Source organism: Rhodovulum marinum, assembly GCF_004343075.1.
In the GTDB taxonomy this organism is placed as follows: Bacteria; Pseudomonadota; Alphaproteobacteria; order Rhodobacterales; family Rhodobacteraceae; genus Rhodovulum; species Rhodovulum marinum.
On record NZ_SLXP01000002.1, the window covers coordinates 421,408 to 447,356 of the forward strand.

Annotated in this window: 25 protein-coding genes; 11 read left to right on the forward strand and 14 right to left on the reverse strand. The window is 70.3% G+C overall.

Features of this window, described 5'->3' with window-relative positions; genetic code table 11:
* Window positions 1-705 (forward strand): glutathione S-transferase N-terminal domain-containing protein, encoded by a 705-nt coding sequence (locus tag EV662_RS05160; RefSeq protein ID WP_132461064.1) that lies wholly within the window; start codon window positions 1-3, stop codon window positions 703-705.
* 16 nt (window positions 706-721) lie between these two features.
* Here the strand turns inward: EV662_RS05160 and EV662_RS05165 are convergent, their stop codons facing one another.
* The 4 genes from EV662_RS05165 to ftsY are packed head-to-tail and all read right to left on the reverse strand — an operon-like array spanning window position 722 to window position 3,759.
* Window positions 722-1,336 carry an inner membrane-spanning protein YciB gene (locus EV662_RS05165; RefSeq protein WP_132461065.1) on the reverse strand — a complete coding sequence of 205 codons (615 nt, stop codon included), beginning with the start codon at window positions 1,334-1,336 and terminating at the stop codon, window positions 722-724.
* Between the two features lie 8 nt (window positions 1,337-1,344).
* Complete coding sequence (locus EV662_RS05170) at window positions 1,345-2,250, reverse strand: EamA family transporter (RefSeq protein WP_132461066.1); 906 nt, start codon at window positions 2,248-2,250, stop codon at window positions 1,345-1,347.
* Window positions 2,250-2,474: a hypothetical protein gene (locus EV662_RS05175; protein ID WP_132461067.1), complete on the reverse strand. Its 225-nt coding sequence runs from the start codon at window positions 2,472-2,474 to the stop codon at window positions 2,250-2,252. Before EV662_RS05175 ends, EV662_RS05170 begins: the two co-directional genes overlap by 1 nt.
* A complete protein-coding gene (gene ftsY, locus EV662_RS05180; RefSeq protein WP_425056994.1) occupies window positions 2,467-3,759 on the reverse strand; it encodes a signal recognition particle-docking protein FtsY in 1,293 nt (430 codons plus the stop codon). The genes EV662_RS05175 and ftsY overlap by 8 nt, the downstream gene beginning before the upstream one ends.
* Before the next feature lie 1,041 nt (window positions 3,760-4,800).
* Here ftsY and EV662_RS05185 point away from each other — a divergent pair.
* A complete protein-coding gene (locus EV662_RS05185) occupies window positions 4,801-5,211 on the forward strand; it encodes a hypothetical protein (RefSeq protein ID WP_132461068.1) in 411 nt (136 codons plus the stop codon).
* Window positions 5,212-5,227: 16 nt separating this feature from the next.
* On the opposite strand, the gene xseA is transcribed toward EV662_RS05185, so the two are convergent.
* Both xseA and EV662_RS05195 read right to left on the reverse strand, forming a co-directional pair.
* Window positions 5,228-6,793, reverse strand: coding sequence for an exodeoxyribonuclease VII large subunit (gene xseA, locus EV662_RS05190; RefSeq protein ID WP_132461069.1), 1,566 nt, complete (start codon window positions 6,791-6,793; stop codon window positions 5,228-5,230).
* Window positions 6,793-7,278 (reverse strand): hypothetical protein, encoded by a 486-nt coding sequence (locus tag EV662_RS05195; RefSeq protein WP_132461070.1) that lies wholly within the window; start codon window positions 7,276-7,278, stop codon window positions 6,793-6,795. Before EV662_RS05195 ends, xseA begins: the two co-directional genes overlap by 1 nt.
* A gap of 91 nt (window positions 7,279-7,369) precedes the next feature.
* Here EV662_RS05195 and purD point away from each other — a divergent pair, with 91 nt between their 5' ends.
* Window positions 7,370-8,632: a phosphoribosylamine--glycine ligase gene (purD, locus tag EV662_RS05200; protein ID WP_132461071.1), complete on the forward strand. Its 1,263-nt coding sequence runs from the start codon at window positions 7,370-7,372 to the stop codon at window positions 8,630-8,632.
* A gap of 92 nt (window positions 8,633-8,724) precedes the next feature.
* Here purD and EV662_RS05205 read toward each other — a convergent pair whose 3' ends face one another.
* Window positions 8,725-9,432, reverse strand: coding sequence for an FG-GAP repeat domain-containing protein (locus tag EV662_RS05205; RefSeq protein WP_132461072.1), 708 nt, complete (start codon window positions 9,430-9,432; stop codon window positions 8,725-8,727).
* Window positions 9,432-9,755, reverse strand: a complete 324-nt coding sequence (locus EV662_RS05210; RefSeq protein ID WP_132461073.1) for a 2Fe-2S iron-sulfur cluster-binding protein — start codon at window positions 9,753-9,755, stop codon at window positions 9,432-9,434. Before EV662_RS05210 ends, EV662_RS05205 begins: the two co-directional genes overlap by 1 nt.
* Window positions 9,756-10,681: 926 nt before the next feature.
* Between EV662_RS05210 and EV662_RS05215 the strand changes: the two genes are divergently transcribed.
* A complete protein-coding gene (locus EV662_RS05215; protein ID WP_132461074.1) occupies window positions 10,682-11,056 on the forward strand; it encodes an OB-fold nucleic acid binding domain-containing protein in 375 nt (124 codons plus the stop codon).
* 740 nt (window positions 11,057-11,796) lie between these two features.
* Entirely contained in the window at window positions 11,797-13,050 is a 1,254-nt protein-coding gene (locus EV662_RS05220; RefSeq protein WP_132461075.1) for an aminotransferase class V-fold PLP-dependent enzyme, read from the forward strand.
* A gap of 2 nt (window positions 13,051-13,052) precedes the next feature.
* Here EV662_RS05220 and xylB (EV662_RS05225) read toward each other — a convergent pair whose 3' ends face one another.
* From xylB (EV662_RS05225) to EV662_RS05245, 5 genes are all read right to left on the reverse strand, one after another.
* Entirely contained in the window at window positions 13,053-14,513 is a 1,461-nt protein-coding gene (gene xylB, locus EV662_RS05225) for a xylulokinase (RefSeq protein ID WP_132461076.1), read from the reverse strand.
* Window positions 14,510-15,478, reverse strand: a complete 969-nt coding sequence (locus EV662_RS05230) for a sugar-binding transcriptional regulator (RefSeq protein WP_243695771.1) — start codon at window positions 15,476-15,478, stop codon at window positions 14,510-14,512. The genes xylB (EV662_RS05225) and EV662_RS05230 overlap by 4 nt, the downstream gene beginning before the upstream one ends.
* A complete protein-coding gene (locus tag EV662_RS05235; protein WP_132461077.1) occupies window positions 15,478-16,311 on the reverse strand; it encodes a carbohydrate ABC transporter permease in 834 nt (277 codons plus the stop codon). Before EV662_RS05235 ends, EV662_RS05230 begins: the two co-directional genes overlap by 1 nt.
* Window positions 16,312-17,190, reverse strand: a complete 879-nt coding sequence (locus tag EV662_RS05240; RefSeq protein WP_132461078.1) for a carbohydrate ABC transporter permease — start codon at window positions 17,188-17,190, stop codon at window positions 16,312-16,314. It abuts the gene before it with no gap.
* Window positions 17,191-17,262: 72 nt separating this feature from the next.
* Window positions 17,263-18,600 (reverse strand): ABC transporter substrate-binding protein, encoded by a 1,338-nt coding sequence (locus tag EV662_RS05245; RefSeq protein ID WP_132461079.1) that lies wholly within the window; start codon window positions 18,598-18,600, stop codon window positions 17,263-17,265.
* A gap of 117 nt (window positions 18,601-18,717) precedes the next feature.
* Between EV662_RS05245 and EV662_RS05250 the strand changes: the two genes are divergently transcribed.
* From EV662_RS05250 to xylB (EV662_RS05275), 6 genes are read left to right on the forward strand one after another with little or no spacing between them, the layout of a single operon-like run.
* Complete coding sequence (locus tag EV662_RS05250) at window positions 18,718-19,770, forward strand: ABC transporter ATP-binding protein (RefSeq protein WP_132461080.1); 1,053 nt, start codon at window positions 18,718-18,720, stop codon at window positions 19,768-19,770.
* A 1-nt stretch (window position 19,771) separates the two neighbouring features.
* Window positions 19,772-21,109, forward strand: coding sequence for a sn-glycerol-1-phosphate dehydrogenase (locus EV662_RS05255; RefSeq protein WP_132461081.1), 1,338 nt, complete (start codon window positions 19,772-19,774; stop codon window positions 21,107-21,109).
* A complete protein-coding gene (locus tag EV662_RS05260) occupies window positions 21,106-21,669 on the forward strand; it encodes an SIS domain-containing protein (RefSeq protein ID WP_132461082.1) in 564 nt (187 codons plus the stop codon). Before EV662_RS05255 ends, EV662_RS05260 begins: the two co-directional genes overlap by 4 nt.
* 4 nt (window positions 21,670-21,673) lie before the next feature.
* The gene (locus EV662_RS05265) at window positions 21,674-22,444 is read left to right on the forward strand and encodes an SDR family NAD(P)-dependent oxidoreductase (protein WP_132461083.1); all 771 of its coding nucleotides are present in this window, start codon (window positions 21,674-21,676) and stop codon (window positions 22,442-22,444) included.
* Entirely contained in the window at window positions 22,437-23,336 is a 900-nt protein-coding gene (locus EV662_RS05270) for an HAD-IIA family hydrolase (RefSeq protein WP_132461084.1), read from the forward strand. Before EV662_RS05265 ends, EV662_RS05270 begins: the two co-directional genes overlap by 8 nt.
* 13 nt (window positions 23,337-23,349) lie before the next feature.
* Window positions 23,350-24,804: a xylulokinase gene (gene xylB / locus EV662_RS05275; protein WP_132461249.1), complete on the forward strand. Its 1,455-nt coding sequence runs from the start codon at window positions 23,350-23,352 to the stop codon at window positions 24,802-24,804.
* Window positions 24,805-25,271: 467 nt separating this feature from the next.
* Here the strand turns inward: xylB (EV662_RS05275) and EV662_RS05280 are convergent, their stop codons facing one another.
* Complete coding sequence (locus EV662_RS05280) at window positions 25,272-25,649, reverse strand: helix-turn-helix domain-containing protein (RefSeq protein WP_243695772.1); 378 nt, start codon at window positions 25,647-25,649, stop codon at window positions 25,272-25,274.
* Window positions 25,650-25,949: the final 300 nt, after the last annotated feature.

Genomic DNA, 25,949 nt, shown 5'->3' on the forward strand with positions numbered 1-25,949 from the left:
ATGCCCGCCGAGATCGACCTGTACTACTGGCCCACGCCGAATGGCTGGAAGATCGCCATCGCGCTGGAAGAAATGGGCCTGCCCTACCGGGTTCACCTGGTGGATATCGGCGCGGGCGACCAGTTCGACCCCGACTTCCTGAAGATCGCGCCGAACAACCGGATGCCCGCCATCGTCGATCCGGACGGCCCGGACGGTGCCCCCGTCTCGGTCTTCGAGTCGGGTGCGATCCTGATGTACCTGGCGCGCAAGACCGGGCGGTTTCACGGAGAAAGCGCGCGCGACCGGATCGCGGTCGAGGAATGGCTGATGTGGCAGATGGGCGGGCTGGGCCCGATGGCGGGCCAGGCGCATCACTTCCTGAAATACGCCCCCGCAATGGACCCGCCCCAGGACCTGCCCTATGCCAAGGATCGCTACCGCGCCGAGGTCGCCCGGCTTTACGGCGTGCTCGACCGACAGCTGGCAAAGAACCGCTTCGTGGCGGGCGGGTTCTTTTCCATCGCCGACATGGCGATCTGGCCCTGGGCGACCCTATGGGAGGGTCAGCAACAGACGCTGGAGGACAAGCCGCACATGGCGCGCTGGTTGGACGAGGTGGGCGCAAGGCCCGGGGTGCAGCGGGGCCGCGCCCTGGCGAACGAAAAGCGCGGAAACCTTTCGACGGATCGCAAGGCGCAGGCGATGCTGTTCCGCCGGGGCTGATCGCCGGGGGCCGGTCTCAGCCCTGGTCGTCCTTCTCTTCCTCGATGCCGTATTTCTGGATCAGCGCGCCCTGGGTCATGAAAAAGCCGAAGATCGCGATGGTCAGGCCGAAGGTCTTGAAATTCACCCACATGTCGGTGGACATCGTGCGCCAGATCACCTCGTTCAGCACGGCGAGCGCGGCGAAGAAAAACGCCAGCCTGCGGGTCAGGATCATCCAGCCCACGCGCTGCATCGGCATCACCTCTTCCATCACGAATTGCAGGTAGGACTGGCCGCGCAACAGCCCCGCGCCCAGCACGCCGGCAAACAGCGCGTAGATGATCGTGGGCTTCATCTTGAAGAACCGGTCGTCGTTCAGCCAGACGGTCAGCCCGCCGAAAACCACGACCAGAACCGCGGTCGCGACCTGCATCTTCGAGATATGCCCGGTCAGCGCCCAGAGGATGCCGGTCGTGACCAGGATCAGCGGGATGAACCCGGCCGTCGCCAGCACGAAGCCATCATACTCGGTGCCGCCGATGGTAAAGACCTGGTCGCGCAGCCGCAGGTAGGCGATGAAAAAGGCCGCGATGGGGCCGATCTCAAGCGTCAGTTTCAGGATCGGGTTGATCGGTTTCTTGTCCGCCATCGGCCCTGTCAGCCTCCCATTTCCACGATCACGGCACCGGCCGCGATCAATGCCATCAGCGCCATCCTGCGCGGTCCCACCGTCTCGCCCAGCACCAGCCAGCCGATCAGCGCCGCGAACACGGTCGAGGTCTCGCGCAGCACCGCCGCCTCGCCCACCTTGTCCAGCCGCGTGGCCATCATCACCGCGCCGAAGCTGAGGAACGCCACCAACCCGCCGGCCAAGCCCCGCACCATCAGCGGACCCAGCGTCGGCCGGTGCGTCATCCGTGCCCAGCGCGCCGCGGCCAGCCAAGGCATCACCGTCAGCCCGTCGATGAAGAAGAACCAGGCCAGAAACGTGAAGGGGTCGGCAGTCGCCCGGATGCCATAGGCGTCATAGGTAGTGTACAGCGCCACGAACCCCCCGGTCAGCACCGCCAGCGCCAGCGCCGGTTTCAGCGTGTCGCGGTCCAGTTGCCAGTGCACCAGGTTATAGGCCGCCAGCCCGAAGATGCCGGCCAGCAGCACCCCCACCCCCAGCCACTGTGTCAGGGTGAACACCTCGCCGAACAGCAGGTAGGCCCCGATCACCGTGAACAGCGGCCCGGTGCCGCGCACCACCGGGTAGACCACCGTGTAGGCGCCCTTGGTGTAGGTATACCCCTGCGCGATCTTGTAGCCGAGATGGATCAGGAACACGACGCCGAAGATCGGCCACATGTGCGGTTCCGGCCAGGGCACCACGAACAGCGCCACGGGCGCGGCCATCGCGCCATAGGAAAAGTCGATCGCCCCGCGCGACAGCCACGGGTCGTGCCGCCCCTTCTGCAACGCGCCGAACACCGCGTGCAGGACCGCCGCCGACAGCGCCAGGATCAGCGCCAACTGGTGCCCCGCCTCGGTGCCCTCGATACTCGCTACCCAATCGGCCATCACGGGAATTGCGCCATCCCGGGGCGGACGGCGAAGCCTGCCTTTTCAAAAAGCCGTTCGGCCCCGGGATCGGCCAGCCGCCCGCCCGCGCGCAGCCACGCATCGAACAGCCTGTCGCCAGGCCCGCCCCGGGCAAAGGCAAGGCGAAAGCCGGACACCCCCGCAACCTGCCGCAGCGCCGGGCATTCCTCCGGGCTGGCGGGCCTTTCCGGGACTTCAACCATCGATCCCCGCCAGCGCGCGGGCGAATTCCTCGGGTTCGAAGGGGGCCAGGTCGTCGATCTGTTCGCCCACCCCGATGGCGTGGATCGGCAGGCCGAACTTGTCGGCCAGCGCCACCAGAACGCCCCCCTTGGCGGTGCCGTCCAGCTTGGTCATCACCAGCCCCGAAACATCGGCCAGCTTCTGGAAGATCTCGACCTGGCTCAGCGCGTTCTGCCCGGTCGTCGCATCCAGAACCAAAAGCGTGTTGTGCGGCGCGGTCTCGTCGCGCTTGCGGATGACGCGCACGATCTTTTCCAGCTCGGCCATCAGGTCGGCGCGGTTCTGCAAACGCCCCGCCGTGTCGATCATCAGCAGGTCGGCGCCCTCTGCCTCGGCCCGCGCCATCGCATCGAAGGCCAGGCTGGCCGGGTCCGCGCCTTCGGGTGCGGTCATCACCGGCACGCCCGCCCGGTCGCCCCAGACCTGAAGCTGTTCGACAGCGGCGGCGCGGAACGTATCGCCCGCGGCGATGATCACCGACTTGCCGGCGGCGCGGAACTGGCTGGCCAGCTTGCCGATGGTCGTGGTCTTGCCCGACCCGTTGACGCCGACCACCAGCACCACCTGCGGTTTCTTCGGATACAGCGGCATGGGCCGCGCGACCGGGTCCATGATCTGGGTGATCTCGTGGGCCAGCAGCCCCTTGATCTCGTCCACCGACAGCCGCTTGCCGAACCGGCCCTCGGCCATGTTCGCGGTGACCCGCATCGCCGTATCGACGCCCATGTCGGCGGTGATCAGCAACTCCTCCAGGCTTTCCAGCATGTCGTCGTCCAGCTCGCGCCGAATCACCGTCTTCTTGCGCACCGTGCGGCCAAGCATCCGGCCGAGAAAGCCGCGGCGCGGCGCCTCTTCCTCGACCTCTTCGACGATCTCCTCGATACCGCCCCGTTCCAGCGACTCCAGCGGCGAGGCGCCCCTGTCATAGGGCATCTCGACCGGCCCGGCGGGCGGCAGTTCGCCTGGCGCCGGCTCCGGGACCTCGGCGGGCGGGACGGGCAGTTCCGGCGGGGCGGCGGGGGGCAGTTCCGAGGGCGCGGTCGGCACGTTCACTGGCTCGGGCTTCGGTTCAGGCTCCGGCTGGGGGTGCGGTTCGGGCTCCGGTTCCGGCGCAGGTTCCGACGGACGCTCCGGTTCAGGCTCCGGCTCCGGGATCGGCGCGGGTTCCGGTTCGGGCAGGGGCTCGGGTTCAGGTTCCGGTTCAGGCTCCGGCGCAGGGATCGGCTCCGGCTCGGGTTCCGGCATGGGCTCGGGTTCGGGCTCGGGCCGGGATTCGACATATGGCTGGACGTCCGCCCGGCCCTGATCCTCTGCACCGGCGGCATCGGCAATTGGCTCCGGCTCCGGCGTCGTTTGGGGTGCCTCGGCCCGGGGCCGTCCGTCAATAGATGTATCGTCGGAGGGCGGGACCGGCGCGGCGTCCCCGGCCATCGGCCAGCCGGTCGCGGCGGCAGGTTCCTCGGACGGGGTGGCCACGGGCGGTTCGGGCTCGGGCGCGCTGGCCGGCGGCCAGGCCGGTGCGGGGGCCCACCCCGCCGCGGGCGGCGCGTCGTTCCGGGCGGCGGGCACGGGTGGTTCGGCGGGCGGCGCATCGGCCTCCGCCTCTGACGGAACCGGGTCGGCGGGGGGGGCTTGCGCCTCCTGCGCGGGGCCCGCGTCATCGTCGCGCGGCGGTTTTGCGGGCTCCGGCGGGGCGGGTTCCGTATCCGGCGTCTCGACCTCCGGGATCTCGGGCGCGGTCTCCTCAAGCGGCGGCGTCACGGGCGCGGCGGGGGGGCTGGCCTCGACGGGATCGCGGGCGATCTCGGGCAGTTGCGCGGGCGGGCCGGGCATCGGCTCGGCAAGCGATTTCACCGCATGGGCGGCACCCAGCACCAGCGGGGCCGTTGCGGGCGCATCGGGCGCATCGGGCGCGGCGGCGGGCGGGGCGTCGCGGCGCTCGGGGCGCTGGTCGGCAGGCGGCGCCGCGGTCTCGGTGACCTCGACTTCCTCTGCCTCGCCGCCCTCGCGCACGATGGCCTCAAGCCCTTCCTCGATCTTCGAGGAAGACTTTCGCAGCTTGTCCCTGAGCTTTTTGAAGAACGCCATGTCGCCTCCTGCCGGACCCTGCCTTGACCTATGCGCAAACGGCGGGATTTGGAAGGGGCCGCCCCTTCCCGTGCCACGCCCATCCTGCGCCGCCACGGGCCGCCCACACCATGCCGCCCGCCGCCGCACCCCGCGACGCTGGCCATTCCGCATCCGCTCTGGCAGACTCGGTGCCGGATTGACCCGGAAGGATCACGCATGCGTCCCCTGCTGACCGCCCTGCCCCTGCTTGCGGCGCTGGCCGCGCCTGTCCCCGCGGCCGAACCCCAGCCGATGACCGCGGACGAGTTCGACCGCTATTCCACCGGCAAGACGCTGTTCTACGCGACCCGAGGCCAGGCCTACGGGGCGGAACAATACCTGTCCGGGCGGCGGGTGATCTGGACGTTTCTCGACGGCGAATGCACCCAGGGGGTCTGGTACGAATCCGCGGGCCAGATCTGCTTTCGCTACGATCACGACCCCGACGACCCCCAATGCTGGAGCTTTTACCGCTCCTCCACGGGGCTGATGGCGCGGTTCGAGAACGACCCGGCCGCGACCGAGTTGGTCGAAGTGAACCAAAGCCGCGAACCGCTGGTCTGCACCGGCCCCGAGGTCGGCGTCTGACCCCCGGCCGCCCGGTTCAGAACAGCGTGCCCTGCTCCGGCTTCTTGCCACCGGACCCGCGGGGGCGCCTGGGCGCCTTGCCCTCCGTCCCGCCCGCCGCAACGGACAGGCGGCCATCGCGGAACTCGATCTCCAGCGCCGCGGCCGTCTCGGCGGCGCGCTTGGTGGTGACCACCTGCCCGTCGCCGCGGATCACCGCATAGCCACGTTTCAGCGTTTCCTCGTAGCTCAACCCCTGGCGCACCCGCTCCAGCGCATCCAGCCGCGTGCGGCGGCGGTCCAGACCGGCCCGCAGCGCCGCCGCCAGGCGCCGGTCCAGCGCGTCAAGCGCCTTGCCGCGCGCCTCGATCTGGCGGGCGACCGCCTCGGGGCGGATGCGCGCGGCGCGCGCGTCCAGTTCGGCCCGGCGGGCGCGGATCAATCGCGACAGCGCCGGGCGCACGCGCCCCGCGCGATCCTCCAGCCGCCGCGCCTCGTCGGTGATCCGGCGGCGCAGCAGCGCCGGGCGCAACGCCGCGCCCGCCTCGGACAGGCGCAGCTTTTCGCGGCTGATGCGGGCCTTCAGCGCGGCGGGCAACCGTTCGCCCGCGCGGTCCAGCCGCTGCGCCGCCGCCTCGACCAGCGAGGCCGGGCGCGGCAGCGCGCGCGACAGGTCCGCCAACCGCTGGCGGCGCTGCTGCAACGCCCGCGCGATCGCGCGCGATCGCCGCGCCTCCTGCCCGTCGACCCAGGCCATCAGTTCCAGGCGCACCGGCACCGCCATCTCGGCCGCCGCCGTGGGCGTGGGCGCGCGGCGGTCGGCGGCGAAGTCGATCAGCGTGGTATCGGTTTCGTGGCCCACGGCGGAAATCAGGGGGATTTTCGACTCGGCCGCCGCGCGGACGACGATTTCCTCGTTGAAGCCCCACAAATCCTCCAGGCTGCCGCCGCCGCGCGCCACGATCAGCAGGTCGGGCCGGGGCAGCGCGCCGCCGGGCGTCAGCGCGTTGAAACCGCGGATCGCGCGCGCCACCTCGGGCGCGCAGGCCGCGCCCTGCACCGCCACGGGCCAGATCAGCACCTTGCGCGGGAAGCGGTCGCGCAGCCGGTGCAGGATGTCGCGGATCACCGCCCCCGAGGGCGAGGTCACCACCCCGATCACCTCCGGCAGATAGGGCAGCGCCTGCTTGCGCTCGGCCGCGAACAGCCCCTCGGCGGCCAGCGCCGCCTTGCGCTTTTCCAGCATCGCCATCAGCGCGCCGACACCCGCCGGCGCGATATCCTCGATCACCATCTGGTAGCGCGATTGCCCGCCAAAGGTCGTCAGCCGCCCGGTCGCGACCACCTCCATCCCTTCCTCGGGCTGGGTGGCCAGCCGCCCCGCGACCCCCTTCCAGATCACGCTGGCCAACACGTTCCGGTCGTCCTTGAGATCCAGATAGATATGCCCCGAACGCGGCCGGCTGACGCGCCCCACCTCGCCGCGCACGCGGATATGGGTGAAAGCGCCCTCGATGGTGCGTTTGACCGCCCCGGAAATCTCGGACACGGTGAATTCGGGCGCGTTGCCGCCCGGGCCGTCGTCGTCGATCAGGTCCGACATCATTCGCGCACCCCCAGATCCGTCCTTGCCGCCGCGATCACGTCCATCAGCGCGTCATTGGTCACCTCGGCGCGAAAGATCAACCTGTCGCGCAGGGTCTCCTTGCCAATGGCCAGCGCGATATCTCGGAAATAACGCGCAAGCACATCCTGGCTGTCCCGCGACAGCAGGAACACGCCCTCGTTCGACAGGCGGCGCAAGTGCTGGTTGGCCTCCTCGTGGTCCCAGGCAACGTGCGCGCGGTGGTCGTCGCCCGGGTCGCGCCCGTCCATCTCGTCCTGCAGGTCGCGATCCTCCAGCCGCTTGAGATTGCCCAGAACGGCGATCACCTCCTGGTAGAACGCGGCCTTTTTCTCCCACCACTGGCGGGTGCGGAATCGGCGGAACGCGAACAGGGCCGGCAGCCAGACGCCCAGCGCGATCGCCAGAACGGCGGCCAGGACATCCCGCAGGAACGCCGCGTCGAACAGCTCGGTCCAGGTCATGTCGCGCCGCACCTCCCATGGGGAAACCCAGTTGCCTATGGCCTGCGCGGAGCCTAGAACGCGCGGCAGGAAAGGCCAAGCGGAGAGCGCCATGAACATCCTCATCCTGGGCGGCGGCGGGCGCGAACATGCGCTGGCCTGGGCGATCCTGCAGAACCCGAAATGCGACCGGCTGATCGTGGCGCCGGGCAATGCCGGGATCGCCGAAATCGCCGAATGCGCGGCGCTGGACATCGAGGATGGCGGCGCGGTGGCCACCTTCGCCGAGGAAAACGCCGTCGATTTCGTGGTGATCGGCCCCGAGGCACCGCTGGCGGCGGGTGTAGCCGACCGGCTGGCGGCGGCGGGCATCGCGTGTTTCGGGCCCAGCCGGGCGGCCGCCGAACTCGAGGCCTCCAAGGCGTTCACCAAGGCGGTGTGCGATGCCTGCGGCGCGCCGACCGCCGCCTACGGCCATTTCACCGAGGCCGCGGCGGCCAAGGCTTACGTGCGCGCCCAAGGTGCCCCCATCGTGGTCAAGGCCGACGGGCTGGCCGCGGGCAAGGGGGTGATCGTCGCCGAAACCGTCGAACAGGCCGAGGCGGCCATCGACGACATGTTCGGCGGCGCCTTCGGCGGTGCGGGCGCCGAGGTGGTGATCGAGGAATTCATGGCCGGCGAAGAGGCGTCGTTCTTCGTGCTGTGCGACGGCGAAAACGTGCTGCCGATCGGCACCGCCCAGGACCACAAGCGCGTGGGCGAGGGCGATACCGGCCCCAACACGGGCGGCATGGGCGCCTATTCCCCCGCCCCGGTGATGACGCCCGAGGTCTGCGAGAGGGCGCTGAACGAGATCGTGAAACCCACCGTGGCCGAGATGGCGCGCCGCGGCACGCCCTATCGCGGGGTGCTTTATGCCGGTCTGATGATCGAGAACGGCGCGCCGCGCCTGGTGGAATACAATGTCCGTTTCGGCGACCCGGAATGCCAGGTGCTGATGATGCGGCTGGGCGGCCAGGTTCTGGATCTTTTGCTGGCCTGCGCCGAGGGGCGGCTGGGCGAGGCACGGGTGAACTGGGCGGACGACCACGCGATGACGGTGGTGATGGCCGCGCAGGGCTATCCGGGGGCCTACGCGAAAGGGTCTGTCATCGGTGGGCTGGACGCCCTGCCCGAGGATTCGTCGCACATGGTGTTCCACGCGGGAACGGACGCGCGCGAGGGCAAGGTGGTGGCCACGGGCGGGCGGGTGCTGAACGTGACCGCCCGGGGCGCCAGTTTGCGCGAGGCCCGCGACCGGGCCTATGACATGGTGGACCGGATCGACTGGCCCGGTGGATTCCATCGCCGCGATATCGGCTGGCGCGCGCTCTGACCGGCCGGACGCAGGGGGCTATCCGCCCCATCTTGTCCTGCGGACAATTCACCCCAGAGGGTATTTTCACCAAGAAGAACAAGGGGCTGCGCCTAGTTTCGGCAGGCCAGCGCGGCGCGGAACCCCGCAGCGGTCGCGGGCAGGCCGGCGGGGCGGGTTTCGATGCGGTCTGTCACGAGGCGGGCCAGCAAGAGGCGCGACCAGTCGGGGCTGGCGAGGACAAGTTCGGGGCCTTGCCCGCACTCGCGGATGCCGCCCGAGATGAAATCGTCGCCGATGCGGTGATTGGTCAGCCCCTCGGCGCTGGCGATTTCGTGGAGGCGGCCGTTTTCGAACCGCCAGATGCGCAGGGTGCGGGCCAGGTGCGGGCGGTCGACATAGGCGATTTCCACCCGCCCATCGCCATCGAGGTCGGCCGCGCCCACCGGCGCCAGCCAGCGGTGGCGCGTCCCGATGAAGGGGGTTGCGGCGAGCAACCCGTTTTCGTTGTAGATCGAAAGCCTTGCGCCGCGATCGAGGTGGCTTTCGACGGCGATGATCTCGGGATTTCCGTCGCCGTCGAGATCGGCCAGCCGCGGTTCGGTATCCTCGAAGACGCGGCCCTTCGGCAGGATGATGCGGCGGTTGCGACCGTCCGACAGGCGCAGGTCGAGCGCGCCCCATTCCACCGCGTCGCCCAGCACCCCGTGGGCATAGCGCGTGGTGGGCTCGGCATAGCGGGCCGAGACGATTTCGGCCGCCGCCGGGGCGGCGAGAAGGGCGGCGAGAAGGGCGGCGACCAGGGCCGCCGCCAGCCGCATCAGATCTGTTTCTCGGGCATCTGCACGATCAGCCCGTCCAGCGCGTCGGTCACCTTGATCTGGCAGGTCAGGCGCGACCGCTTGGGGTCGGTTTGATAGGCGAAATCCAGCATGTCGGCCTCCATCTCCTCGATGGCGGGCAGCCGGTCGACCCAGTCGGGGTGGATATAGGCATGGCAGGTCGAGCAGGCGCAGGCGCCGCCGCAATCGGCGTCGATGCCGGGGATGGCGTTGTCGCGGGCGCCTTCCATGACGGTCAAACCGTTCGCAACATCGATGACATGTTCGGTGCCGTTGAACTCGATATAGGTGATCTTCGCCATGCGGGCCGTGCCTCCTTTGCTCCGGGTCGAGGCCCCACATAGGCGAGGCGGGCGGGTTTTTCCAGCGAAAGCCGAAAGCGGGCGGCGGGACCGGATTCCAGTATATGAATCGCATATGATTTCCATATGAATTCCATATGACTTTTCGTGTCGTCCCGGGCAGGCTTCGGGTCGCCCCGAGGACCGGCCCGAGGACCGGAAACAACCCGGCCCCTTCGCATTCGCGGGCGGCGACGGCCCGGACGGGTGCGGGCGGGTGCCGTGGGGCGCCGATGCCGATCGGGTGGGCCGCGATCGGGTGCGGAGGGTCGGCGTGATGGGCGTTCCCCCCGGGGCGAGGCCGCGCGGGGCCAGACAGGGCCGGCGCGCCCGAGGAGGTCGCCGGCCATGGCGGCGGCCGCATGGGCGCCACCTGCCGCACCGGCACGAACGGGCGCCTGGACGGATCGCCCGGGCGCGGTGATCGAAGGAGGACCGGGGCGCAAGTGCCCCCAAGGCCCGGTGCCCTGCGCTGACCAGGGTAGTGCAGGTGGTTTCCTTGCGCGCCGTTCCGGGCGCGGGCGTGGCGGGGGTTCGGGCCGCGCGCGGTCCAGGGCGGGTCACCTTTTTAGAAACCGGGTTGTCGCGGCCCGCACCGGTCAGGCAGCCCTTGCCCTTTGCAAGGCCGGGAAGCGACGGGATCGAACCGGGCAGATTGCGGATCAGGCAGGCGGATTCGTGCGGGTTGCCGTTCGGGGTTGACGGGGGCGGGCGCGGAGGCCCGGCTTTGCGGGCCGATCCCGGTCGGCTTTCGCCTGCCGACGCGGAGCAAAGGGGGCCGGGCGCGACCTTGGGGCTGGGCCGCAGGGTACGGGATCGCGGTCACCGGCGTTTGCCCCGGGCATGCCCCCTTTCCCTGACAGGCGGTTTGTTCTACTCTTGTTCTGATGGATATGCCCCGCCCCCGCGACTGGCCCAGGCCGCCTTCCTGTCTGCCGCACGCGATGCTGGACCTGCCGCCGGCAGGCGCGCGGGTGGCGGTGGCGGGGCTGGTGCTGGTGCGCCAGCGGCCGGGCACCGCCAAGGGGGTGATCTTCGTCACGCTGGAGGACGAGACGGGCGTGGCGAACGTGGTGGTCTGGGCCAAGATGTTCGAGCGGCATCGCCGGGCGGTGATCGCGGGACGGCTGTTGCGGGTCACCGGGCGGCTGCAGCGCGAGGCGGGGGTGACCCATGTGGTGGCCGAACGGATCGAGGACATTTCCGACATGCTGGACGACCTGCTGCGCCACACGCCCTGCCGCGCCGCCGACCAGCCCTGAGCGGCGGCCTGACGGGTGAACGGGCGGGGTGCGGTGGAACAGGACCCTGCGGGTTTCGCCTCGCTGCGCGAGGCGACCGGGGGCCGGGGGCTGACGCCCCCGGCCCGTTTTGCCGATGCGACGCCGAGGGCGCCGTGTGACAAAGCGCGCCGCAGAAAGCGCGGCCAGAGGCCCGCCACGATCATATTGCCCGCGGGATGCCGTCGATGCCCGGCACGCCCCCTCCCCTCGACAGCCCACAGGACACCCGCCCCGCACTCCCCGGCAAAACTGCCGACCCGCCGCCCCCATGGCCGGGGGCGTCAGCCCCCGGCCCCGGTCGCCCCGGCGCAGCCGGGGCGAAACCCGAAGGGAAGACCAGACCGACGCAGAACGCGCGACCGGGAACCCGCCACGAGCATCCCGCCCGCCCGACACCTCCGATCCCCGGCACGCCCCCTACGCCTCGACAGCCCGCAGAACACCCGCCCCGAACTCCCCGGAAAAACTGCCGACCCGCCGCCCCCAAGGCCGGGGGCGCCAGCCCCCGGCCCCGGTCGCCCCGGCGCAGCCGGGGCGAAACCCGAAGGGACCGACCGCGCCAGAAACACGGGCGGCGCGATGCCGGTGCGCCAGTCGATGCGACGTCGCGGGCCGGGACCTGACACCATTCTGCGGTGGGCAAGCCCCGCCGCCTGTCGTATCGGAAAGGCCAGCCCCGCCCTTGACGGGGCGCTTCGCACAGCCATGGAGCGCAGATCATGATCGCCGATACGCCCGGCCTGATGGACGAGGTCCGCAGCCGCTTTTCCCATGTGGACGCCTGCCCCTTCGAGGGGCCGCGGATCTTCTTCGAGAACGCGGGCGGCGCGCTGCACCTGAAAAAGGTGGCCGAGACCAGCGCGTTCCACGCCTCGATCCCCGACAATCCCGGCCGGGTGAACGGCGCAGGCCAGCGGCTGCAGGAGATCGTGGACGCGGGCAAGGCCGATATGCGCCTGTTCTTCAACGCCGCGGGCGGCCGGGTCTTCGTCGGCGAAAGCGGGACGGAGCTGCTGTTCCGGCTGGTACGCACGGCGGCGCTGGGGGCCGAGGCGGGCGGCGTGATGATCGGGTCCACGCTGGAGCATCCGGCGACGGCCAGCGCCATGGCGCGCTGGGCGGGGATCACGGGGCGCGCGGTGATCCGGGTGCCGCATGACGACGCGACGGGCTGTGTCGGGGTGGAGGCCTACCGCGCGCATCTCACCCCCGAGGTGCGGGTGGCGACGATCCTGCACACCTCGCCGGTGACGGGGATGGCGGTGGATGTGGGCGGGGTCGCCGCGGCGATCCGCGAGGTCGCGCCCGAGGCGCTGATCGTGGTGGACGGCATCCAGCATGCCAGCCATGGCGCCGTCGATGTCGCCGCGCTGGGCGTCGATGGCTATGCGGTCTCGCCCTACAAGATGTTCTCGCGCCACGGCTATGGCGTGGCCTGGGCGTCGGACCGGCTGACCGCCTGCGCCAAGGACCAGCTGGCCGGCGGGCCGGAGGACAACTGGGAGTTGGGCACGCGGGACGCGGGCGCCTATGCGACGTTTTCGGACGTGGTGGCCTATCTGGACTGGCTGGGCGGGCGGTTCGACGACAGCGCCGACCGGCGCGTACGGCTGGAAGCGGCGGGCCGCGCGATCAAGGCGCACGAGGCCGCGCTGACCCGGGCGCTGGTGGGCGGCACGGGGAACTTGCCGGGCCTTGGCGGGATGGCGGGTGTCACGCTTGTGGGCGGAGACGCGGTCGAAGGGCGCGAAGGCGTGGTGTCATTCCGGCTGGCGGGCTGGGCATCGGCCGACCTGGTGGAACACCTGCGCCAGAACGGGATCCGGGTGCACACGCGCAAGGCCGATCACTACTCGGGCAGCGTGCTGCGGCCCTTGGGGATGGACGATTGCGTGCGGCTGTCGATCTGCCACTACAACACCGAAGCCGAGGTCGCGCGCTTCCTGTCGGTGATGCAGGCGCTGGCGGGCTGAGGTCAGGCCAGCGCCTGATCCATCAGGCGGTGGAACCGGGCGCGGCGGGGGGCGAGGATCTCGGCCAGCGCCGGGTCGGGGTCGATCACGCGGTCGAAACCGGGCATCCGGGCGGCGAGGCTGTCGGCGCGGTCAAGCCCGGCGGCGACGCGGGCGAGCCGCGCGGCGCCGAGGCAGGCCGAGACGGGGGCGCGGTCGGGCAGGCCCGCGGGATGGCCCAGAAGCGTGGCGATCATCCGCATCCACAGCGCGCTGCGCGTGCCGCCGCCCACCACCGCCAGCCGGTCGAAGGGCACGCCCGCGGCGACCTGGGCGGCGACGCAATCGGCCATCAGGAAGGCCACCCCTTCCAGCGCGGCCCAGCCCAGCGACGCGGCATCCGACCCCAGCCGCAGCCCGTCGAGCCGCGCGGTCAGGTCGGGGCGGCCATGGGGGGTGCGGATGCCGGTCAGCGCGGGCAGGAAGACCGGCGCGTCGGGGGCGCGGCCCTCAGCCAGAAGGGTCTCGGCGGCGGCGGCGAGGTCGGCGGCGGTTCGGCCCGTCAGCCGCGCGGCCCAGTCGAGGGACGCGGTCGCGGCCATCACCACGCCCATGGAGAGAAACGCCCGGGGCGCGGCGTGGGCGCTGGTCAGGACGGCCGCCTGCGGCGCGGGGTGAAAGGCCCCGTCCACGATGCAGGCCACGCCCGAGGTGCCGACGGTGACCACCGCATCGCCCGGCGCGCCCGCGCCCACGCCCAGCGTGGCGGCCATGTTGTCGCCCGCCCCGGCGGCGACGGGCACGGCGGGGCCAAGGCCCCATCGGCGGGCAAGGTCAGGACGCACCTGCCCGGCGGCGGCCCAGGTGTTGACAATGGGGGGCAGCAAGTCGGGGTTCCAGCCGACTGCGGCGCACAGGCCCTCGTCCCAACGGTTCGTGGGAATGTCGAAAAGCTGGGTGCCACCCGCGTCGGTTGGGTCCGAGGCCAGCTCTCCGGTCAGGGCGAGGCGCACGTAATCCTTGGTCAGCACCAGCATGCGCGCGCGGGCCAGCGCCTCGGGTTCGTGTTTCGCCAGCCACAGCAGTTTCGCGGCGTTGATCCCCGGATCGGGGGCGCAATTGGTGCGTTGGCCGATATCGGGAACAAGCGCGGCAAGGTCCGCGCATTCGGCCAGCGCGCGCTGGTCGTTCCACAGGATCGCGGGGCGGACGGGGCGCAGCGCCTCGTCCAGCAGCACGAGGCCCAGCATCTGCGCCGAGAAACCGATCCCGGCGACGCCCGACAGGTCGTTCGCGGCGGCCAGTGCGTCGAGGCAAGCGAACACGGCGTCGACCCAGAGGTCGGGGTGCTGCTCGCTCCAGCCCGGATGGGGGACCGAGACGGGGATGGGGCGGTTGGCCTCGGCCAGCACGTCCAGCGCCTCGCCCACCAGGACGGCCTTGACGCCCGAGGTGCCGATGTCGATGCCGATGACCTGGCTCATGGCGCCCCCAGGATGGCCTGGGCGGTGGCCTCGTCGGTCACGAAACTGTCGATATGCCCGAGGCCGAGGACCGCGCGCAGGACGGGCACCTTGTGCGCTCCGCCCGAGGCGAGGATAACGTTGGACACGCGGGCGAGGTCGGCCAGCCCCACGCCGATCACGCGCTCGTTCACCGGGTGATCCAGCGGGCGGCCATCGGCGTCGATCACCACGCCGAGGATATCACCCACCGCGCCCAGTGCGCGCAGTTCCGCCTGCGTCACGTCGCCGGGCAGCGCGTCGCGCATCAGAAGCGAGCGGTCGGAAATGTCGCCCGCGGCGATCGCCAGCGCGTCGGCGGACCGGATTTTCTCCAGCACCTCGACGAACACGTCGAGCTGCATGATCGTGTCGCGGCTGGCGCGGCTGCCGGCGTAAAGCGGCGCGGTGAAATAGCTGTGGCGCGCGTTGCACAAATCCGCCAGCCGGGTGGTGATCTCGAAACTGTTGAGGTCCGAGCCGCGGGTCAGCCCGCCCATGACCGACACGATTTCCAGGTCGGGCCGGTTCAGCGGCGCCATGAAGCGCGTGGCAAGGTTCAGCGTGTTGCCCCAGGACATGCCGAAGAGCCGCACCGCGGGGTCGGCCAGCACCTCGGTCAGCAGGTTGCCCAGCGCCGCGCCCACGATGGTCTGCGTGTCGCCCGGGTCCGAGGCGGACGGCACCACATAGGCCGTGGTCAGGTCGAACCGGTCGACCAGGGCGGCCTCGACCTCGGCGCAGGCGGCATAGGCGGTGTTGAAGGACACGCGGACAAGGCCGATGCGGCGGGCCTCGGCCAGGGCCCTGTTCACGCGGAGGCGGGTGACGCCCAGTTTCGCGGCGACCTCGCCCTGGGTCATCCCCTCGACGTGATAGGCCCAGGCGACGCGGGTGAGAAAGCGTTCCTCCTCGTCGACGCGGGGGGTCTTGGGTTCGGGGCGCACTATTTCACGGCGCCCATGGTCAGGCCGCGCACAAGCTGTTTCGACGCGATCAGCGCGAAGATCAGGACGGGCACCACGATCAGCGTCGAGGTGGCCATGATCTTGCCATAGGGAAGGTTGTAACCCTCCATGAAGGAAACGGCCATGGCGGGCGCGGTCTTGGCGGTGTTGCGGGTCAGCACGATGGCATACATCAACTCGTTCCACGAGAAGATGAACGAGAAGATGGCGCTGACCGCAACCCCCGGCATCGCCAGCGGCAGGCAGATCGAGCGGAAGATGCGCCAATGCGAGGCGCCTTCGAGGATCGCCGCCTCGTCGAGGTCATAGGGGATGGCGCGGAACTGGTCGGTGCAGATCCAGATCACGATGGGCAGGTTGAAGGTCAGGTAGATCAGGATCAGGACGAGGTGGGTGTCGAGAAGCCCGAGATGCCGCACGATCAGGAAGAACGGCAAGGCAAGGACGATGGGCGAAACCATGCGGTTGGTGATGAACCAGAACCACAGGTCCTTCTTGCCGCGAAACTCGAACCGGGCCAGCGCATAGGCGGCCGGTGCGCCGAGGCCGACGGCGAGCAGCGTGGTCGAGACCGCGATGATCAGCGAGTTGATCAGCGTGCGGCCCACCCCGTCCTCGAACAGCACCTCGGTGTAGTTGCCGAGCGTTGGCGAGAAAATCCACGCGGGCGGTTCCTGCAGCGCGATAAGCTGGGTCTTCAGGCTGGTGGTGACCATCCAGTAGAACGGAAAGACGCAGAAGATCAGGATCAGGCAGAGCAGCGCCGCCTGAACGGCGAGGCCCCGCCCCTGCCCCGGCGCGCGCGCGGACATCTAGCGCACCTCCTTGTAGAAGACGCGGATGTAAAGCTGGCTGAGGACGATGGTGATGACCAGCAGGATCACCGCCTGCGCCGAGGCCAGCCCCTGGTCGAAGGCGCGGAAGCCCACGCGCTGGATCAGGATCGAGATGAACTCGGTGGCATTTCCCGGCCCGCCCCGGGTCATGGTGAAGACCATGTCGAAGAGTTTCAGCGTGTCGGCGGTGCGCAGGATCAGCACGGCGACAAGACCGGGGAGCAGGAAGGGCAGTTGCACATAGCGCAGCACCTTCCACCAGCTTCTGGTTTCCAGCCGGGCGGCCTCCTCGATCTCGGGGGGGACGGTGGTGAGGCCCGCCAGAAGGACCAGCGCGACGAAGGGCGTCCATTGCCAGACGTCCCAGAACACGACGGCGTAGAAGGCGTTGGCAGGGTCGCCGATCCAGTTGATCGGGTCCACGCCGACGAAGCCCAGCAACTGGTTCACCACGCCGTACTTGATGTTGAACATCACCTGCCCCAGCAGGCCCACCACGGCATAGGTGGTCGCCATCGGCAGGACGAGGGCCAGCCGCGTCAGCGTTTTCAGGAAGCCGATCCCGGGCTGGTGCAGCAGCAGCGCGATGCCGAGGCCGAAGGCGATCTGCAAGGGCAACGCGATGCCGAGCAGCAGGAAGGTCCGCCCCATCGCGTCCCAGAAGATCGGGTCGGTCAGGACGTGGGCATAGTTGTCCAGCCCGATGAACTCCACCTGCCTCAGCTTGGTCAGGTTGAAGAAGTGCAGCGAGGTCCAGACCGCGTAGATCAGCGGGCCGATGCCCACCAGCGCAAGCGCCAGGATCGACGGCCCGATGAAGGAAAACAGCGTACGTTTCGGGACGCGTGACGACATGCGCGTGACCTTTCTGCCCCTTGTAAAGAACGGGCCGGGGCGCGCGTCACGCCCCGGCCCGGTGCCGGCCCGTTACTGGGCCAGCGGCTTTTCGCCGCTGTAATAGCCGGCCTGGTCGAGCACGGCCTCCATCCGGGTGCCGATCTCTTGCGCGCCTTCCTCGGTGGTGACCTCGCCCAGCATCATCTTGGTGCCCCATTCCTGGACGATCTCGGTGATCTCGGGCCACTCGGCAAAGCGCGGGCGGAATTCCGGCACGCCGTCCTGCCAGCTTTCGACCAGCGCGGGGACGAAGTCGAACTCCTCGGCGATCCCGGGCAGTTCATAGACCGACTGGCGCGCGGGCACGCCGCCCTTCCGGAGGTAGGTCTCGGCATTGGCCTTCGACGTCACCCACTGGATGAAGAGCCAGGCGGCGGCCTGTTCGTCCTCGTCGGCCTGGGAGGCCACGGCAAGGCTGAAGCCGCCCAGCGCGGGCTTGCGGCCCGCCGGCCCCATCGGTTCGGGCGCGATGCCGAGGCAGTCGGTGACCTGGCTGGTCTCGGGGTTCTTGAGCGTGGCGTAGAAGGCCGACCACTCGGTGATGAAGGCGACGTCGCCCTGGGCCAGCGCGTTCACGGTTTCGGCGTGGTCGTAGCTGACGATGCCCTCGGGCATGTACTGCATCAGGTTCTGGCGGAATTTCAGCCCCGCCTGGCTTTCCGCGCTCATCAGGTTGGAGCGGAAATTCTCGTCGAGGAACGAGCCCCCGAAGGGCCAGAGCATCCGCGCGAAGCTGTCGGCGGACTGGGTCTCGTTGCGCTTGGATTGCAGCGCGTAGGCGTATTTGCCGTCCTTGGTCAGCGCCGGGCCGTACTCGTTCATCACCGCGTCCCAGGTTTCGGGCGGGCCGTCGAACCCGGCCTCTTCCAGCATGCAGCGGTTGTAGAAGAGAAGCCCCGAGTAGTTGTCGAAGGGCAGGCCGTAGATCGTGCCGTTCCAGCCGCCGAAGGCGTTCAGCACCAGCGGGAAGAAATCGTCGATGTCGAGCTCGGGGTCGGCCAGATCGGGATTCGAGGTGAACTTGTCGATCGGCACGATCCACTCGTTCTCGGCGAAGTTGCCGATCCAGACGAGGTCGATCAGCGCGATATCCAGATCGCCGCCCGCCACGAAATCGCGCACCTGTTCGCCCAGCGCGTTCTCGTAGGGGAGTTTCGTGATGTTGATCTCGATGCCAGTCTTCTCGGTGAATTCGGGGATCATCGCCTCGGCCGCCTCGTAGCCGGGGCGCAGCAGGAACACGACATCGACGGTCGTGCCCGCGTAAGGCGCAGCCGCCTCTTCCAGCGACCAGGCGTTGGCGGCTGTGCCGCCCGCCGTCAGCGCAGCCGCGATGGCACCGGCGCTTGCCAGGGATCTCAGTTTCATGGGTCCTCCTCCCGTTGTTCAGCCCCTCGGTTGCGGGCTTGACATTCATTTGTATCAACCATCATACAAATGTAAAGCCGTTGCGTGACGGCGCGCGCGGGACCGGGGAGGACAATCTTGGCGCAGGTCACCCTGGAGGGGGTCAACAAGCATTACGGCGCCGACCAGGCGCTGTTCGACATCTCGCTGGATATCCCCGACGGGGCGTTCGCGGTGTTCGTGGGGCCTTCGGGGTGCGGGAAATCGACATTGCTGCGGTCCATCGCCGGGCTGGAGGGGATCAGTTCGGGCCGCATCGCCATCGGCGGCGACGACGTGACGGCGGTGGCGCCGTCGGACCGCAACGTGGCGATGGTGTTCCAGTCCTACGCGCTCTATCCGCACATGTCGGTCCGCGAGAACATGGATTTCGGCATGAAGGTCAACGGGTTCGATCCACAGACCCGCGCGGCCCGCATCGCCGAGGCCGCGCGCATCCTGCAACTGACCGAGTATCTCGACCGCAAGCCCGGCCAGCTGTCGGGCGGCCAGCGCCAGCGGGTCGCCATCGGGCGGGCCATCGTGAAACAGCCCCGCGTGTTCCTGTTCGACGAGCCCTTGTCGAATCTCGACGCCAAGCTCCGCATCCAGATGCGGGTGGAGCTGGAGACGCTGCACCGGGAACTGGGCGCCACGATGATCTACGTCACCCATGACCAGGTCGAGGCGATGACCATGGCCGACGTGATCGTGGTGCTGAACGGCGGCCGGATCGAGCAGGTGGGCGCGCCGATGGAGCTGTACCACCGCCCCGCCACGGAATTCGTCGCGGGGTTCATCGGGGCGCCGAGCATGAATTTCCTCGATGTCGAGCCCGGCGGCGGTGCGGTCGCCTATCGCGGGGTGCCGCTCGGGACGCGCGCGCTCGAGACCGCGCCTGCACGCGCCGGCATCCGCCCCGAGCATGTCGCGCTGGCCGCGCCGGGCGCGGGGCTGATCGACGTGACCGTGCGCGTGAAGGAGGCGCTGGGCGGCGAGAGCTATCTCTACACCCGGACCGAGGCGGGCGACGAGATCGTGGTGCGCGCGGACGGCGAGACCGAGATCGCGCCGGGCGACACGGTGGGGCTGGGCTTTCCCGAGGGGCGGCTGCATTTCTTTGCGCGCGACGGCGCGCGGGTCGGGGTTTAGGATGGCGGCGGGGGGCGATGGCCTGCTGGCGCGCGCGGTGGCGCGTTCGGAAAGCGTCGCGGCGCTGGAGATCGGGCGCGGCGCGTTGGCCGAGACCGGGCGCATATGGCGCGCGGCCCTGGGCGACCGGCCCGCACTGATCCTGGCCGACGACAACACCTGGGGCGCGGCGGGCGCGGGTGTCGAGGCGGCGCTGGAGACCTCGGGCGTGGCGCATCGGCGGCTGATCCTGCCGGGCCGCCCGCGGGTGAAGCCCGTGCGCGAGCTGGGCGAGGAGATCGCCGCGCGGATCGAGGGCGAGGAAACCCTGCTGGCGCTGGGCTCGGGCGTGCTGAACGACCTGGCGAAATACGCGGCCTTCGTGCGGGATCGGCGGTATCTTTGCGTGGCCACGGCGGCCTCGATGGACGGCTACACGTCGGGCGGCTCGCCCCTGTCGGACAAGGGGTTCAAGATCACCATTCCCTGCCGCCCGCCGGTGGCCGTGATCGGCGACCTGGACGTGATCGCGGCGGCACCCCCAGAAATGGCGGGCTGGGGCTATGGAGATTTGGCGGGCAAGGTGCCGGCGGGTGCGGACTGGATCGTGGCCGACGCCCTGGGCATCGAGCCGGTGGACGATACCGCCTGGCCCATGGTGCAGGACCGGTTGCGCGGCTGGCTGGCCGCGCCCGAGGCCATCGCGGGCGGCCAGTTCGAGGCGATCGCGGGCCTGTTCGAGGGGCTGGCGCTGGTGGGGTTGGCGATGGAGGCGCATGGTTCGTCGCGGCCCGCGTCCGGGGCCGATCACCAGATCGCGCATCTGTGGGAGATGGAGAACCTGACCCTGGCGGGCGAACGGGTCAGCCACGGGGCCTGCGTGGCGGTGGGCTGTGTCGCGGCGCTGCGGCTGTATGACTGGCTGATCGCGCAGGACCTGGGCGCACTGGACGTGGGCGCGGCGGTCGCGGCCCGCGCGCCCGCCGAGGCGGTGCAGGCGGAAATCGCGCGCGCCTTCCCCGATCCGGGCGTGGCGGCGCGGGCGGCCGAGGAAACCGCCGCCAAGGCGCTGGAGCCACGCACGCTGTGCGCCCGGCTGGACAGGCTGCGGCAGGTCTGGCCCGAGTTGCGCGCGCGGCTGGGCGCGCAGGTGATCCCCGCCGACGAGATGGCCGCGATGCTGCGCCGCGCGGGCGCCCCCGCCGCGCCCGAGGAGATCGGGATCACGCAGGCCAAGCTGCGCGAGACGGTCGCCGCGGCGCGGTTCCTGCGGCGGCGCTATACGGTTCTCGACCTGCTGGACGAGGCCGGGTTACTGTCGGCCGCACTGGACGCCTGTTTCGGGGAGGAGACCGCATGAGCGCCTACGCCGATCTCGCCGCCCGCGCCGCCGAGGAGATGAAGGCCGCCGCTTTGGCCGTGGATGCCGCCCAGCTGGACGCGCTGATCGACGAGATCGCCGGCGCCGGGCGCATCGCGCTGTATGGCGTGGGGCGCGAGGGGCTGATGATGAAGGCGCTGGGGATGCGGCTCTATCACCTTGGCCTGGACGCGCATATCGTGGGCGACATGACGACGCCGCCGCTGGGCCCGGGCGACCTGTTGCTGGTCAGCGCGGGGCCGGGGGCGTTTTCCACCGTGCGCGCGCTGGTGGGCGTGGCGCAGGGCGCAGGCGCGCGGGCGGCCTGCATTACGGCGCAGCCCGACGGCCCGGTGCCCGCGCTGTGCGACAGCGTGCTGACGATCCCCGCGCAGACCATGGCCGACGACCAGGCGCCCGCGCCCGCCTCGGTGCTGCCGATGGGATCGCTTTACGAAGGCGCGCAATACCTGGTCTTCGAATGCCTGGTGCTGATGCTGCGCGACCGGCTGGGCGTCAGCGCGGCGGCGATGCGCGCCACCCACACCAACCTGGAGTGAGGCCATGTCGGGCTGGCAGCACCGCTTTTCCATCGAGAACCGCCGCGCGCTGGTCACCGGCGCCTCCAGGGGGATCGGGGCGGAAATCTGCACGGTCTTCGCCGAGGCGGGCGCCGACATCATCGCGGTGGCCCGCGACCCCGCGGGGTTGGCCGACACCGCGAAACGGGTGCACGGCTTCGGCCGCGATTGCCAGGTGATCGAGGCGGACCTGTCCACCGCGCAGGGCTGCAAGGCCGCGGCGCAACAGGCGCTGGACCGCTGGGGGGTGATCGACATCCTGGTGAATTCCGCGGGCATCGCCCGGACCGCGCCCGCGCTGGAGCTGACGGCAGAGGACTGGGACGCGACGATGGCGCTGAACCTGCGCGCGCCCTTCCTGATGGCGCAGGCGCTGGCCCCCGCGATGATCGACCAGCGCTGGGGCAAGATCATCAACATCTCGTCGCAGACGGGCGTGATCGCGCTGGACGACCACGCCGCCTATGCCAGTTCCAAGGGCGGGCTGAACGCGCTGACGAAATCGCTGTGCGCGGAATGGGCGCGGTTCAACGTGCAGGTCAACGCGATCTGCCCCACGGTGGTGATGACCCCGATGGGCCGCGAGATCTGGGGCCCCGAGGAGAAATCGGCCCCCTTCATCGCGGCAACACCCCTGCGCCGGTTCGGCGAACCGGTCGAGATCGCGGACGCGGCGCTTTACCTCGCCTCGCCCGCCTCCGAACTGGTGAACGGCCATCTGTTGATGGTGGAAGGCGGGTTCACCAGTGTCTGACCTGTGCCTGGACGTCGAGACGACCTTCGCCCGCTACGAGGACTTGCACGAGAGGTTGCCCGCGGCGGCGTTCGACGTGGTGCCGCAACACGCGGGCACGCTGGAAGACGTGGCCGAGCGGTTCGACGGGTTCGTCCTCGACGCGTTCGGGGTGCTGAACGTGGGCGACACGCCGATCCCCGGCGCGGTGGAACGGATGGCGCGGCTGAGGGCGATGGGCAAGCGGCTGTGCGTGCTGACCAACGCGGCGAGTTACACCCGCGCGGAAGCCGAGGCCAAGTACCGGCGCCTGGGGTTCGATTTCACCGTGGACGAGGTGGTCTCCAGCCGCGATATCGCCGCCGCACACCTGGAGGCCGTGGCACCGGGCGCGCGCTGGGCGGCGATCTGCGCCGAGGGCGACGATTTCGCGGATATCCCCGCCGACCTGACCGACGCGATGGCGGACCCGGCGGCGTTATACCGGGCCGACGCGATCCTGTTCCTGTCGTCCGCGCGCTGGACGCCCGCCTGGCAGGACCGTCTGGTCTCGGCGCTCGACGCGCTGCCCCGGCCGGTAGTGATCGCCAATCCCGACCTCGTCGCCCCGCGCGAGGGGCGGCTGACGATCGAGCCGGGCTATTGGGGCCACGACCTGGCCGACCGGACGGGGCAGATGCCGCATTTCTTCGGCAAACCCTATGGCGCGGCGTTCCAGGCGGTGCTGGACCGGATGGGGCCGGGAAACTACGCGATGGTGGGCGACACGTTGCACACCGATATCCTGGGCGGGCGCGCGGCGGGGCTGGGCACGGTGCTGGTGGCCGATCACGGGCTGTTCGCCGGCTGTGACGTGGCCGCGTATATCCGGCGCTCGGGCATCCGGCCCGACGCCATCGTCGCCACCACCTAGGGGGCAAGCGATGCTGTATCTGGGGCTGGATCTGGGCACCTCGGCACTGAAGGCGGTGGTGATCGACGAGGACCAACATGTGATCGCCAGCCGCGATGCGGCGATGACCTCCAGCCACCCGCGCCCCGGCTGGTCGGAACAGCCGCCCGCCGACTGGATCGCCGCGGCCGAGGCAGTGATGGAGGCGTTGCGCGCCGAACTGGGCGCGCGGATGGCCGATATCGCGGGCATCGGGCTGTCGGGACAGATGCATGGCGCGACGCTTCTGGCGGCGGATGACCGGGTGCTGGCCCCCTGCATCCTGTGGAACGACACGCGCAGCGCCGAACAGGCCGCGCGGCTGGACGCCGATCCCGACTTCCGGGCGATCTCGGGCAATATCGTGTTCCCCGGCTTCACCGCGCCGAAACTGGTCTGGCTGAAGGAAACCGACCCCGCGCTGTTCGCACGGGTGGCACGCGTGCTGCTGCCCAAGGATTACCTGCGGCTGTGGCTGACCGGCGAGCACGTGTCCGAGATGTCCGACGCCGCCGGAACGGCCTGGCTGGACACGGGCGCGCGGGACTGGTCGGACAGGCTGCTGGCGGCCAGCGGCATGGACCGGGCGCAGATGCCGGCACTTGTCGAGGGCACGGCGCCCTCGGGCGGGCTGCGGACCGAACTGGCGGCGCGCTGGGGGATGCGCCCCGGCACGGTGGTGGCGGGCGGCGCGGGCGACAACGCGGCCTCGGGCGTGGGGCTGGGCACGGTGGCGCCGGGCGACGGGTTCGTGTCGCTGGGCACCTCGGGCGTGCTGTTCGCGGCCTGCGACGCCTACACACCGCGCCCCGAAACGGCGGTGCACAGCTTCTGCCACGCGCTGCCGGGACGCTGGCACCAGATGGGGGTGATGCTGTCGGCGGCCTCGGCGCTGGCCTGGTTCGCGGGCATCGCGGGCGCCACCCCGGCCCGGCTGATCGCGGACCTGGGCGAGCAGGTCGGCCCGCCCTCGCCCGTCACCTTCCTGCCCTACCTCTCGGGCGAGCGGACGCCGCATAACGACCCGGGGCTGCGGGCGGGCTTTCACGGGGTCTCGGCGGGTACTACGCGCGAGGACATGACCCGCGCGGTGCTGGACGGCGTGGCCTTCGCGCTGAAGGACAATCTCGACGCGCTCCAGGCCGCCGGCACGCGGCCCGCCCGCCTGCTGGCGGTGGGCGGCGGCGCGCGGTCGGACCTGTGGCTGTCGATCATCGCCGGCGTGCTGGGGCTGGCGGTGGACCGGCCCGCGGCGGGCGCGGGCGGCGCGGCCTTCGGCGCGGCGCGGCTGGGGCTGATCGCGGCGGAAAGGGCGGACCCGGCCACGATCTGCACCCCGCCGCCGGTCGCGCGCCGCTTCGAACCCGATCCCGGCCTGTCCGGGGCCTGCGCCGCGGCGCAGGCCCGCTTCCAACGCCTGCGCGAAACGACACACCCCACCCCGACCTGAACCGCCACGCGTTTCGGGTTTCGCCCCGGCTGTCGCCGGGGCGACCGGCTGGGGGGCTTTGCCCCCCAGACCCCCCAGGGTACTTGCACCAAGAAGAAGGACCCTGTGGCTTCTTCTGGCCGCAAATATCCCGGGGGGTCCGGGGGGCAGCGCCCCCCGGCCGGTCGCCTCGTGTGTAGTTACACGAGGTTCTGACAGGGGATTACACGGGTTTTGATACCGGAAGACCACCGAAGTCCGCGGGCTATCCGGGATGGCCCGGCACCGTCCGGGGTCGTGGATCAGCGCCGGTTCTTCCGCCACCAGGCATGAATGGCGCTCTTTCCGACGCGGCGCTCGGGGGGGAATGCCTTGGCGACTTCGTCGGCCAGGTCAATGAAGGTCATCCGGTCGATGCGCGCGGATGAAGGCGCGCAATTCGGGGTCGCCGTCAATCTTGGGTGGGCGGCCGGGGCGGTGGGCGCGGCTCATGCGTCCCTCCATCGGGCAGGTGAAGGCCGGTAAGGGTTGCACTTCAGCCAGCCCCGAACGCTCGTGTCGCTGGCGCGGAGCATGCGGGCGATCTCGGCGACGGTCTGGCCCTCATGCGACAGGCAGGCGGCCAGCCCGGGCTTGGCGAGCGGCACGCGGGACGGAAGGTCCGCCGCGCCCAGCGCGCGGGCCAGGTCCACGCCTACGAGCTGCACCACGCGCGCGCGTTCGGTCGGGTTGGCGGCCATGTAGAGGTCGGCCCCGCCGAAGGTCAGAAGGAAGCGCACCGCCAGCGCCGAGCCGAGGATATCGACATAAGGCGCGGCATGGGACGGCGCGGGCGGGATGGGCCGGTCACCTGCTGGGAAAGGCAACCGGTCCGAGACCGCCGTGAACTGAACGAACCGGCGGCCAATGCGCGAGGCAAATCGACAATGACGGCCTGGTCTTCCTCGCCGAGAACGGTCGAGCGTGGCTCCCTCGGCCCGGTCTTGCGATCCTCGACCGACGGCCGCTTGCGCCCCTTCGCGACCGTCTTCGGATCGATCCCGGGTTTCCGGCTCGGTTCCGCGGTCAAAGCTTGCGACCGCAGCATTGCTGCCCTGATGGCGGGCGTGGTCGTGGCTCCGCCATGACGTACTTGTCCCGCAAGGCGTCCTTCCATTCCATCGAAC

What these genes read in the sequence shown, in the direction of transcription:
- EV662_RS05210 (WP_132461073.1), bottom strand. Translation starts at nt 9,755, where the DNA reads ATGGCGAAGATCACCTATATCGAGTTCAACGGCACCGAACATGTCATC.
- EV662_RS05245 (WP_132461079.1), bottom strand. Translation starts at nt 18,600, where the DNA reads ATGAAACTGAGATCCCTGGCAAGCGCCGGTGCCATCGCGGCTGCGCTG.
- xseA (WP_132461069.1), bottom strand. Translation starts at nt 6,793, where the DNA reads ATGTCGGACCTGATCGACGACGACGGCCCGGGCGGCAACGCGCCCGAA.
- EV662_RS05160 (WP_132461064.1), top strand. Translation starts at nt 1, where the DNA reads ATGCCCGCCGAGATCGACCTGTACTACTGGCCCACGCCGAATGGCTGG.
- EV662_RS05195 (WP_132461070.1), bottom strand. Translation starts at nt 7,278, where the DNA reads ATGACCTGGACCGAGCTGTTCGACGCGGCGTTCCTGCGGGATGTCCTG.
- EV662_RS05255 (WP_132461081.1), top strand. Translation starts at nt 19,772, where the DNA reads ATGGCGGCGGGGGGCGATGGCCTGCTGGCGCGCGCGGTGGCGCGTTCG.
- EV662_RS05240 (WP_132461078.1), bottom strand. Translation starts at nt 17,190, where the DNA reads ATGTCGTCACGCGTCCCGAAACGTACGCTGTTTTCCTTCATCGGGCCG.
- EV662_RS05205 (WP_132461072.1), bottom strand. Translation starts at nt 9,432, where the DNA reads ATGCGGCTGGCGGCGGCCCTGGTCGCCGCCCTTCTCGCCGCCCTTCTC.
- EV662_RS05260 (WP_132461082.1), top strand. Translation starts at nt 21,106, where the DNA reads ATGAGCGCCTACGCCGATCTCGCCGCCCGCGCCGCCGAGGAGATGAAG.
- EV662_RS05265 (WP_132461083.1), top strand. Translation starts at nt 21,674, where the DNA reads ATGTCGGGCTGGCAGCACCGCTTTTCCATCGAGAACCGCCGCGCGCTG.
- EV662_RS05220 (WP_132461075.1), top strand. Translation starts at nt 11,797, where the DNA reads ATGATCGCCGATACGCCCGGCCTGATGGACGAGGTCCGCAGCCGCTTT.
- purD (WP_132461071.1), top strand. Translation starts at nt 7,370, where the DNA reads ATGAACATCCTCATCCTGGGCGGCGGCGGGCGCGAACATGCGCTGGCC.
- EV662_RS05235 (WP_132461077.1), bottom strand. Translation starts at nt 16,311, where the DNA reads ATGTCCGCGCGCGCGCCGGGGCAGGGGCGGGGCCTCGCCGTTCAGGCG.
- EV662_RS05185 (WP_132461068.1), top strand. Translation starts at nt 4,801, where the DNA reads ATGCGTCCCCTGCTGACCGCCCTGCCCCTGCTTGCGGCGCTGGCCGCG.
- EV662_RS05175 (WP_132461067.1), bottom strand. Translation starts at nt 2,474, where the DNA reads ATGGTTGAAGTCCCGGAAAGGCCCGCCAGCCCGGAGGAATGCCCGGCG.
- ftsY (WP_425056994.1), bottom strand. Translation starts at nt 3,759, where the DNA reads ATGCCGGAACCCGAGCCGGAGCCGATCCCTGCGCCGGAGCCTGAACCG.
- xylB (WP_132461076.1), bottom strand. Translation starts at nt 14,513, where the DNA reads ATGAGCCAGGTCATCGGCATCGACATCGGCACCTCGGGCGTCAAGGCC.
- EV662_RS05170 (WP_132461066.1), bottom strand. Translation starts at nt 2,250, where the DNA reads ATGGCCGATTGGGTAGCGAGTATCGAGGGCACCGAGGCGGGGCACCAG.
- EV662_RS05215 (WP_132461074.1), top strand. Translation starts at nt 10,682, where the DNA reads ATGGATATGCCCCGCCCCCGCGACTGGCCCAGGCCGCCTTCCTGTCTG.
- EV662_RS05165 (WP_132461065.1), bottom strand. Translation starts at nt 1,336, where the DNA reads ATGGCGGACAAGAAACCGATCAACCCGATCCTGAAACTGACGCTTGAG.